The organism is Candidatus Pelagibacter sp., from assembly GCF_052049995.1.
Lineage (GTDB): Bacteria > Pseudomonadota > Alphaproteobacteria > Pelagibacterales > Pelagibacteraceae > Pelagibacter.
Genome location: NZ_JBNGYX010000003.1, coordinates 167,755 through 178,156, shown reverse-complemented (window position 1 = coordinate 178,156; position 10,402 = coordinate 167,755). Strand labels below are relative to the sequence as shown.

Annotated in this window: 11 protein-coding genes and 1 pseudogene; 10 read left to right on the top strand and 2 right to left on the bottom strand. The window is 28.4% G+C overall.

Features of this window, described 5'->3' with window-relative positions:
• Positions 1–977, top strand: a pseudogene (locus tag ACTT9Y_RS04240) (hypothetical protein); the annotation flags it as partial.
• Here ACTT9Y_RS04240 and tyrS read toward each other — a convergent pair.
• On the bottom strand, positions 974–2,203 hold the full coding sequence (gene tyrS / locus ACTT9Y_RS04235) for a tyrosine--tRNA ligase (RefSeq protein ID WP_440933154.1): 1,230 nt from the start codon (positions 2,201–2,203) through the stop codon (positions 974–976). The pseudogene ACTT9Y_RS04240 and the gene tyrS sit on opposite strands and share 4 nt — an antisense overlap.
• 45 nt (positions 2,204–2,248) lie before the next feature.
• Between tyrS and ACTT9Y_RS04230 the strand changes: the two genes are divergently transcribed.
• Positions 2,249–3,391: an anhydro-N-acetylmuramic acid kinase gene (locus tag ACTT9Y_RS04230; RefSeq protein WP_440933153.1), complete on the top strand. Its 1,143-nt coding sequence runs from the start codon at positions 2,249–2,251 to the stop codon at positions 3,389–3,391.
• Here ACTT9Y_RS04230 and ACTT9Y_RS04225 read toward each other — a convergent pair.
• A complete protein-coding gene (locus tag ACTT9Y_RS04225) occupies positions 3,388–4,032 on the bottom strand; it encodes an alpha/beta hydrolase (RefSeq protein ID WP_440933157.1) in 645 nt (214 codons plus the stop codon). The two genes, ACTT9Y_RS04230 and ACTT9Y_RS04225, sit on opposite strands and share 4 nt — an antisense overlap.
• Before the next feature lie 149 nt (positions 4,033–4,181).
• On the opposite strand from ACTT9Y_RS04225, the gene ACTT9Y_RS04220 reads away from it, so the two are divergent.
• From ACTT9Y_RS04220 to ACTT9Y_RS04185, 8 genes are read left to right on the top strand one after another with little or no spacing between them, the layout of a single operon-like run.
• Positions 4,182–4,607 carry an Rrf2 family transcriptional regulator gene (locus ACTT9Y_RS04220; RefSeq protein WP_440933152.1) on the top strand — a complete coding sequence of 142 codons (426 nt, stop codon included), beginning with the start codon at positions 4,182–4,184 and terminating at the stop codon, positions 4,605–4,607.
• A gap of 1 nt (position 4,608) precedes the next feature.
• The gene (sufB, locus tag ACTT9Y_RS04215) at positions 4,609–6,051 is read left to right on the top strand and encodes a Fe-S cluster assembly protein SufB (RefSeq protein WP_440933151.1); all 1,443 of its coding nucleotides are present in this window, start codon (positions 4,609–4,611) and stop codon (positions 6,049–6,051) included.
• Between the two features lies 1 nt (position 6,052).
• On the top strand, positions 6,053–6,787 hold the full coding sequence (gene sufC, locus ACTT9Y_RS04210; protein ID WP_440933150.1) for a Fe-S cluster assembly ATPase SufC: 735 nt from the start codon (positions 6,053–6,055) through the stop codon (positions 6,785–6,787).
• Positions 6,788–8,035: a SufB/SufD family protein gene (locus tag ACTT9Y_RS04205; protein WP_440933149.1), complete on the top strand. Its 1,248-nt coding sequence runs from the start codon at positions 6,788–6,790 to the stop codon at positions 8,033–8,035.
• A complete protein-coding gene (locus ACTT9Y_RS04200) occupies positions 8,032–9,249 on the top strand; it encodes an aminotransferase class V-fold PLP-dependent enzyme (protein ID WP_440933148.1) in 1,218 nt (405 codons plus the stop codon). The genes ACTT9Y_RS04205 and ACTT9Y_RS04200 overlap by 4 nt, the downstream gene beginning before the upstream one ends.
• Positions 9,249–9,713, top strand: coding sequence for a Fe-S cluster assembly sulfur transfer protein SufU (gene sufU / locus ACTT9Y_RS04195; protein WP_440933147.1), 465 nt, complete (start codon positions 9,249–9,251; stop codon positions 9,711–9,713). Before ACTT9Y_RS04200 ends, sufU begins: the two co-directional genes overlap by 1 nt.
• A gap of 3 nt (positions 9,714–9,716) precedes the next feature.
• Complete coding sequence (locus ACTT9Y_RS04190; RefSeq protein ID WP_072091217.1) at positions 9,717–10,016, top strand: SUF system Fe-S cluster assembly protein; 300 nt, start codon at positions 9,717–9,719, stop codon at positions 10,014–10,016.
• Positions 10,016–10,351, top strand: coding sequence for a HesB/IscA family protein (locus ACTT9Y_RS04185; protein WP_440933146.1), 336 nt, complete (start codon positions 10,016–10,018; stop codon positions 10,349–10,351). Before ACTT9Y_RS04190 ends, ACTT9Y_RS04185 begins: the two co-directional genes overlap by 1 nt.
• The last annotated feature ends 51 nt before the right edge of the window (positions 10,352–10,402 follow it).

The window sequence follows — 10,402 nt, the reverse complement described above, 5'->3', positions numbered from 1 at the left end:
ATTTATTTCTTAACGATTCTAATCAAATAATAAAAATTGATCAGGCAAATTTTAATTATTTAGATACAGAAAACAAAAAAAATAATTACAATATAAAAAAGGTAGAAGGCCAAAAATATTTAATTAATGGCACTTTATTTAATGCAAATTCTTTAATTTCGAATTTGCTAGATACCGATGATAAAAAAGAAAATAATCTTTTTGAAAATAATATAAGTATGGACTTAAATTTTAATGAAGTTTACTTCGATAAAATACACTTTGTTAAGGATTTAAAAGGGAAGATAAATATTATTAATAACAAAGTAGAAGAAGCAGATATTTTAGCCTTTTATAACAATTCACAAAATATAAAATTTACAATTAAAACAAATAATCAAGGTGAAAAAATTACTACCCTTTTCTCATCTAGGGCAAAACCCCTAGTAGATAGATATAAATTCATTAAAGGATTTAAAGATGACAGAGAGGGATATTTAGACTTTTATTCTTTGAAAAAAAATGGAGTTTCAACTTCAAAATTAGTAATTGATAACTTTAAAGTTAAGGAAATTCCAGCACTAGCCAAGTTGTTGGCCCTTGCATCTCTTCAGGGAATATCTGACTTACTTACTGGAGAGGGTATAAGATTTACAGATCTTGAAATGAATTTTACAAATCAAGATAAACTTATCAAAATTCAAGAGTTATACGCAATTGGCCCAGCAATATCTATTTTACTGGAAGGATACATTGAGAAAAATAAATTAATCAGTTTAAGAGGAACCTTAGTTCCAGCTACAACAATCAACAGATCTATTGCCTCAATACCTTTACTTGGAGATTTATTGATTGGAAAGAAAGTGGGTGAGGGTGTTTTTGGAGTCAGCTTTAAAATTAAAGGTCCGCCTAAAGATTTAGAAACTACTGTAAATCCTATAAAGACCTTAACACCTAGGTTTATTACAAGAACTTTAGAGAAAATTAAAAAAAATTAATTTATTTCTATTTTAATATGTCTTTTTTTTCCAAGGGAAAGTTTAAGATAATTATCTTTAAATAAACTTTTATTGATTTCAAATTTTTCATTTGAAATAACACTATCATTTATTTTTACAGCGTTCCCTTTTATTAGTCTTCTAATTTCGCTTTTTGAGTTTTCTAGTTTAGATAATAAAACAAGGTCTACTATATTTATTTTTTTTTCTATTTTATTTGATTGAACATTAACTTTAGGTAAGCTCGTACCTAGAGTGTTTCCAGAAAAAGCTTCTTTCGCTGCTTGTTCAGAATTTTTAGCTGCTTCCTCTCCATGTAACATTTCTGTGGTTTTATTAGCAAGCAGTATTTTTAACTCATTTATATCTTTATCTTTAATTGTTTCTATTTCCTTAATTTCAATTTCAGTAAACATTTTTAAAAATTTAATTACATCTCTATCATCTACGTTTCTCCAAAATTGCCAATAGTCATAAGCTGATAAGTATTTTTCATCCAACCAAATAGCCCCACTTTCAGTTTTTCCCATTTTGGCACCAGTTGCTAGTGTAATTAAGGGTGTTGTTAAACCGAAAGTTTGATTATTAGAATATCTTTTAATAAGCTCGACGCCATTGACAATATTTCCCCACTGATCTGAACCTCCAATTTGTAAAACACAATTTTCTTTTTTATTTAATTCAAGAAAATCATATGCCTGTAAAATCATATAATTAAACTCCATGTAGCTCAGCGACTGTTCTCTATCTAATCTAAGTTTTACACTATCAAATGTTAACATTTTATTTATAGTGAAATGTTTTCCTATATCTCTTAAAAAAGAAATATAATTTAAGCCTTTAAGCCATGTATAGTTATTTACAAATATTGGTTTTGTATTCGGATCATCATTATCTAAAAATTTTTTTAAAATATTTTTGATATTTTTAATATTTTTTTCAATCTCTTCTTCACTTAAAATTTTTCTAGTTTTATCTTTACCAGACGGATCTCCAATTCTTGTAGTTCCTCCACCAAGTAAAACTATTGGTCGATGTCCGTTTTTTTGAAGTAGTCTCAAACACATTATTTGTAACAGGCTACCTACATGCAAGCTTTCAGCCGTGCAATCAAAACCTATGTAACCTTTTATCTTTTCATTATCTAATTGTTTAGATAATTCATCTTCACTTGTGCATTGATAGAAAAAACCTCTATCTTTAAATTCTTTTAAAAATTTATTCATAAGTCTATAGTTACAATATACAAATTTTTTTTAAAAAACATATCAATGAAAAAAAAATTATACACTGCAATTGGATTAATGAGCGGAACATCTATGGATGGTATTGATTTATCTATAATTAGTTCAGATGGATACGATGAATTTTCAAATATTTTAGATAATTATTATGAGTATGATAAAAATCTTCAGGATCAGTTAGTTCGATTAAGAGATTTAGTTTTAACAAAAAAAGATCTTTTACAAAATTCAGAAAAATTAAGAGAATTAGAGCGTAATTTAACTCTTTTTCATGCCGATGCAGTTAATCAAACATTAAAAAAATATAAATATCCTATTGATTTGATAGGATTTCATGGTCAAACAATTTTTCATAACCCAAATGAGAAAATTACCAATCAATTAGGAGATGGGAAATTGTTATCTCAAATGGTAAAAAAAAAAGTAATATATGATTTTAGACAAGCGGATATTCAAAATAATGGTCAAGGTGCACCTTTAACACCAATTTTTCATCATATTTTATCAAAAAAAATTAATCAAAATTTTAATATTAAATTTCCAATAGGTTTCCTCAATATTGGTGGTATCGCAAATGTTACAAAAGTTATTAATGACTCTGATAATTTTCAAAATAACCTTTCTGCTTTTGATATAGGCCCAGGTAATTGTTTAATTGATGAATGGGTAAGAAATAATTCTAATAAAAAATTTGATAAAAATGGTGAACTTGCTGATGCAGGAAAAGTTGATCAATTAATTCTAAATCAGGCAATAGATAATTTTAAAATAAATTCTTACTTCCAATCATTGGATATTAAAAATTTTGATGTATCTTTTGCAAGAGGTTTATCACTAGAAGATGGTTGTGCTACTATAACAGATTTTACAGCATATTTGATTGCAGAAGGACTAAAATATATTAGCCAAAAAAACAGTATTAAATTTTTAATCTGTGGTGGTGGAAGAAAAAATAGTAATTTAATTTATTGTATAAAAAAATACATATCAAATGAAAATAATATTACTTTAGAAATTATAGACAATTATAATTTAAATGGTGATTATATTGAGTCACAGGCATTCGGATTTTTGGCAATAAGGTCTTTTTTAAATTTACCAATTTCTTTTAGTGCAACAACTGGATGTACAGAGTTTACAGTGGGTGGAAAACTGGTAGAAAACTTTTAATAAAGTGCTGTTTCTTTTTTTATATATTTATCAAGATGCTTAACTAAAGCATCACTTGTTTTTGAAAAGAAATGATTAGCCTCTAGTATTGCATTAAATTCTACTTTAATTCCTTTTTGAGCACTTAATCTTTTATCTAACTCTGCAAGGTATTCTACTGGTACCAATTCATCTTTTTTACCATAAACAACTAAGCCTGAAGTTGGACATGGAGATAAAAAGGAAAAATCATAAACATTTGGTTGAGGTGAAATAGCTACAAATCTGTTTATTTCTGGTCTTCTCATTAATAATTGCATTGCAATTAAAGATCCAAATGAAAAACCTGAAACCCAACATTGTGAATTGTCGAAATTTTCTCTTTCTAACCAATCTAAAGCCGCTGCAGCATCAGCAAGTTCACCTTGACCATTATCAAATTCTCCATCACTTTTACCAACACCTCTGAAATTTACTCTGCAAACTGAAAAATCATTATCCATAAATGTATGAAAAGTATCTACTACTACTTTGTTATTCATAGTTCCTCCATATTGAGGATGGGGCTGTAATACTAAAGCAATTGGGGATGTATTTTTTTTACTTTTGTAATATTTTGCCTCGAGTCTTCCTGCAGGACCAGGTATAAATATTTCTAAAATTTTGTTATCCATAATCGATATTGATTATTATTCTCAAAAAAAATGTACGTTTATCATAAGTCAGCGACAATATGTTAGTTTTTTTTTATACTATAAACTTGACCGTTTTAGTCAGGTATGTATAAAAACCCACAATTTAAGGGTAAAAAATGAAACTTACATCAAAAGGTAGATACGCTGTTATGGCATTAGTTGATTTAGCTAGGTTTAATAACATCAATCCAGTATCACTCAGAGACATATCATTAAGACAAGGTATATCTTTAGATTACCTAGAACAGATTTTTTCTAAATTAAAAAAAAATGAAATTGTTAAAAGTATTAGAGGAACTCAAGGAGGATATGTTCTTAATAAAAACCCAAATGATATTAAATTAACAAATATATTCAATGCTGTTGATGAAAAAGTAAAAACTGTTCAGTGTAAAAAAGAATCAAAAAGAGGATGTAACGGTAAAGCCACAAAATGTATAACTCACAATCTTTGGGATGAATTAGAGACCCACATAAATACATTCTTTGAAAATAAAAGCTTAAAAGATTTATTAAATCACAATAAAGAAACAAGAGTTTAGAATGGATAACAGACAAAAAGAGATAAATAATTTAAAAGACTATAAATATGGCTTTTCGACAGACATAGAAAATATTCAAGCCCCAAAAGGTTTGAATGAAGATGTTATTAAATTTATTTCTAATATTAAAAAAGAACCCGCATGGATGCTTGAGTTTAGACTAAAAGCTTTCGAAAGATTTAAAGTATTAAAAGAACCAGATTGGCAGAAACCTAAATTTCCAAAAATAGATTATCAAGATTTATATTATTACTCTGCACCTAAAAGTATGGAAGATAAGCCAAAGAGCTTAGATGAACTGGATCCTAAACTTTTAGAAACTTATAAAAAACTTGGAATTCCTTTGCAAGAGCAAGCGAGATTAAATGGAATAGCTGTTGATGCTGTATTTGATTCAGTTTCTGTAGCTACTACATTTAAAGATGAATTAACTAAACAAGGAATTATATTTTGCCCTATATCAGAGGCAATTCAAAATCACCCTGAGCTAGTTAAAAAATATCTAGGATCTGTAATTCCAACAAGTGATCATTTTTTTGCAACATTAAATTCAGCAGTATTCACAGATGGTTCATTTGTATACATTCCAGAAGGTGTTAGATGTCCAATGGAACTATCAACTTATTTTAGAATTAATGCATCAAATACAGGTCAATTTGAAAGAACTTTAATTATAGCTGATAAAGGCAGTTATGTAAGTTACTTAGAAGGATGTACAGCTCCAATGAGAGATGAAAATCAATTACACGCTGCTAATGTAGAGTTAGTTGCACTCGACGATGCAGAAATAAAATATTCAACAGTTCAAAATTGGTATCCAGGCGATAAAGATGGCAAAGGTGGAATTTATAATTTTGTAACAAAAAGAGGTTTATGCAAAGGAAAAAATTCAAAAATTTCATGGACACAAGTTGAGACAGGTTCTGCAATTACCTGGAAGTATCCTAGTTGTATTCTTAAAGGAGATAATTCTGTTGGTGAGTTCTATTCAATAGCAATTACTAACAATCATCAAAAAGCTGATACAGGTACTAAAATGATACATCTAGGTAAAAATACTAAAAGTAAAATAATTTCGAAAGGAATATCAGCTGGTAGTTCAGATATGACTTATAGAGGTTTAGTAGATATTTCATCAAAAGCCAAAAATTCAACTAATTATACTCAGTGTGACTCTTTATTAATGGGTAACAAATGTGGAGCTCACACTGTTCCTTATATAAAAAATAAAAATTCTGAGTCAAATATTGCTCATGAGGCGACCACATCCAAGATTAGTGAAGAGCAATTACATTATTGTCAGCAAAGAGGATTAAATCCAGAGGAAGCTGTTGGCTTGATTGTTAACGGTTTTTGTAAGGAAGTATTGCAACAATTGCCAATGGAATTCGCTGTAGAAGCACAAAAACTTGTAGGTATTAGTCTAGAAGGAAGTGTAGGTTAATATGCTTAAAATAAATAATTTAAATGCAACGATTGATAAAAAGTCTATTTTAAATGGGCTATCGCTTGATATAAATCCTGGTGAGGTTCATGCAATTATGGGTCCTAATGGATCTGGAAAAAGTACATTATCAAATATTCTATCTGGAAAAAAAGGTTATGAAATTTCTGGTGAAGTTCTTTTTGAAGAAAAAGATTTATTTGAACTTGAAACAGAGGAAAGAGCACACAAGGGTATTTTTTTAGCTTTCCAATATCCTTTAGAAATTCCAGGTGTAAATACAAATATATTTTTAAAAACTTCTTTAAATGCTGTGAGAAAAGCTAGAGGTGAGAAAGAGCTTGATGCTATTGAATTTCTTAAATTGGTAAAAGAAAAATCTAAAAAACTTAAATTTGATGAGGAAAAATTAAACAGACAACTAAATGTTGGTTTTTCCGGAGGTGAAAAAAAGAAAAATGAAATTTTACAGATGTCGTTGCTAGCGCCAAAACTATCAATTTTAGACGAAACTGATTCCGGTTTAGATATTGACGCTTTAAAGATTGTTGCAGATGGAGTTAACACATTAAGAGATAAAAATAATTCATTTTTAATTATTACACACTACCAAAGATTACTTGATTATATAAAACCTGACTTTGTTCATGTTTTGATGAATGGAAAAATTGTAAAATCTGGTGGTCCAGATCTAGCTTTAGAATTAGAGAAAAAAGGATATGAAAATTTTAATTAAATGAAAGAACAATTACAAAAAGATTTTTATAACAGTATAAAAAATTTAAGTTTATCTCAAAAAGATATTGAGATAAAAAAATTTTGTTTAGATAATTTTATAGACAAAGGTTTTCCAAATAGAAAAGAGGAAGATTGGAAATTTTCAGATTTGAATCAAATAATAAAAAATAATATTGGAGAACTTAGTTACTATAATGACCAAACATCTACTAATAAAGTTGATACCTCTGTATTTGTAGATGGATTAGAGCATAATAAAATAGTTTTTATAAATGGTAGAATCGAAAAAATTGATTTTGAATATGAAAAAAAAGATCAAATAGAAATAATTGATCAATCAGAAACTATTAATGAATTTAAAAATAGCAATTCATTATCTGACTTGAACAATGCTTTTACTAATAAATGTTTTAAAATATTAGTAAAAAAAGGTTATCAATTAACAAAACCTTTAATTATCTATCATACAACAAACTCCAAAATTTGGTCTAAAAATATTAATTTAAGACTTAATTTTGAACTAGATAAAGATAGTTCTTTAAGATTAATTGATTTATTTAATGACACATCTGAAAAAAACTTTTTAAACATATTTTATAACTTTGAGTTAAAGGAAAATGCAGTTTTAAAAAATTATAAAGTAGATAAATTTGATAATAAAAATATTAAATATTCTTTTAACAATATTGATCAAGATAAGAACAGTATTTCCGAAACATTTATTTTATCCTCTGGATCAAATTTTTCTAAAAATGAGATAAATTGTAATTTAAATGGAGTTTATGCGTCAGCTTTTGTAAATGGTGTTTTTTCATTGAATAATGATAAACATCATGAAATCAGATCAATTATAAATCATCTAACTGAAAATACAAAAAGTTATCAACTGATTAAAAGTGTTTTAGATGAAAGTTCTAAAGCAGTTTATCAAGGAAAAATATTTGTAAATTCTTATGCTCAGAAAACAGATGGCTATCAATTAAGTAAAGCAATATTGTTAAATAAAGAGTCGGAGTTTAACGCAAAACCAGAACTAGAAATTTATGCCGATGATGTTAAATGTTCGCATGGTTCAGCGTCAGGTAGTTTAAATGAGGATTCTATATTTTATTTAATGTCTAGAGGTCTAAGTTACCAACAATCAAGAGAGCTTTTAATTAATGGATTTCTACTCGACGTTGTTGAAAAAATTACTGACTCAGAAATAAAAAACTTAATAAAAAATATGATTGGAATTAGAGAATGAATATTGATCAGATAAAAAAAGAATTTCCAATTTTTGATGAAAAAATTCAAAATAATGATCTAGTTTATTTAGATAGTGCGAATTCATCTCAAAAACCTAAGATAGTTGTGGATAGAATTAATGAATTTTATACCAAACAATTTTCAAATGTTGGTAGAAGTGTTCATTATCTTGCAGTTGCTGCTACTAATTTGTATGAAACTACAAGAACGTCTGTTCAAAAATATATTAACGCTAAAGATAAAAATGAAATTGTATTTACAAAAGGTGCTACCGAAGCATTAAATTTAGTTGCTAATACATTGGGTCAAAGCTATTTTCAGGAAGGTGATGAAGTATTAATTACAGAACTAGAACATCATTCAAATTATGTACCATGGCATTTCTTGAGGAAATCAAAAAATATAAAAATTAATTTTGCTGAAATAAATGAAGAAGGTGAAATCACTCTTGAGGAAATAGAAAAAAAAATAACCCCAAAAACAAAATTAATTTCTATTACTCATCTGTCGAATGTAACAGGTGCAATTTTACCAGTAAAAGAAATTACCCAGCTTGCACATTCAAAAGGAATAATTGTTGTAGTCGACGGATGTCAGGGAGCGCCACATTTAAAATTAGATATGCAAGATTTAGATTGTGATTTCTATGCAATATCATGTCACAAAATGTATGGACCTACAGGTTTGGGAGTTCTTTACGGCAAGAAAAAATGGTTAGAAGAATTACCTCCATATCAAGGTGGTGGAGGAATGATAAATGAAGTTAAAAAAGATAGGATTTCCTATGGCGAATTGCCAAATAAATACGAGGCAGGAACAATGGCCACAGCACAAGTAATTGCTTTCGACCAATCAATAAAATTTTTAGATAGCATTGGTATAGAAAATGTTATGAAACATGAAGCAGATCTAGTTGAATATGGACAAGAGCTGTTACAAAAAAATAACTCAGTTAAACTTATAGGAAATCCAAAAAATAAAGGTGGGGTTTTATCATTCACTATAGAAGGAGTTCACCCTCATGATATTGCAACTATCTTAGATGAAGACGGTGTTGCAATAAGAGCAGGACATCATTGTTGTCAAATTCTACATGATAAATTAAATATCCCAGCTAGTGCAAGAGCATCAGTTGGTATTTATAATACAAAAGAAGATTTAGATCAGCTAAACCAGTCAATAAACAACTGTAAAAAAATATTTAATTTATAATGAATTTAAAAGAGCTATATCAAGAAATTATATTAGAACACGGCAAGAATCCCAGAAATCTTAGAAAGACAGAAGGTTTTAATAAAGATGCTAAAGGTAATAATCCTCTTTGTGGTGATAATGTTCATGTTTACCTAAAACTAAATGGACAAAAAATCGTAGAAGACGCATCCTTCGAAGGGAGTGGTTGTGCGATTTCAATGGCCTCAGCTTCTATAATGACAGATCTAATTAAAGGAAAAAATGAGCATGAGGCTAAAGAAATAGTTGAGGACTTTTTAAACATGATTAAGGAAAATCCTGAATTAAAATCTGAGTACTTGAGCGAAGATGAAAAAACTAAACTAATGTGTTTATCTGGTGTTAAGCAATATCCAATGAGAGTTAAATGTGCAACTTTATCTTGGCATACAATGGTTTCGGCTTTTGATGAAAAAACAGAGGAAGTAAAAACTGAGAATTAAATTATGACAAAAAAAGATGAAATAATTGAGGAAATAAGAAAAATTTATGACCCTGAGTTACCTGTAAATATCTACGAATTAGGTTTGATTTATGATATAAAAGTAAAAGATGAAAAGTTTGCTATTATTAAAATGACACTGACAACTCCAAACTGTCCAGTTGCAGAAAGTTTACCAAAAGAAGTTAAAGAAGGTGCAATGCAAGTTGAAGGTATTGAGGATGTTGATCTTGAATTAGTTTGGGATCCTCCATGGAATAAAGATATGATGTCAGAAGCAGCAAAATTGGAATTGAATTTGTAATGAACCCGATAATTAAGTTAAGTAATAACGCAGCTTTAAGAATAAAAGAGATAATGTCTAATGCTGAAAAAGATTCTATTGGTGTAAGAGTATCAGTTAAATCAGGTGGTTGTGCAGGGATGTCCTATGTAATGGAGTATACAAAAGAGTTAAATCCTAACGATGAAGTTATTGAGGATAAGGGTGTCAAAGTATTCGTTGATTCAGCTGCTATTATGTATCTGCTTGGTACTGAAATGGATTATAAAAAAGAGGAATTATCCTCGTCATTTGTATTTAATAATCCTAATGAAACTGAGAGATGTGGTTGCGGGGAGTCCTTCAAAATATCATAAGTTGTATTATCCCATTACTTGCATATCTGTATTGCATTATATGCATATCTG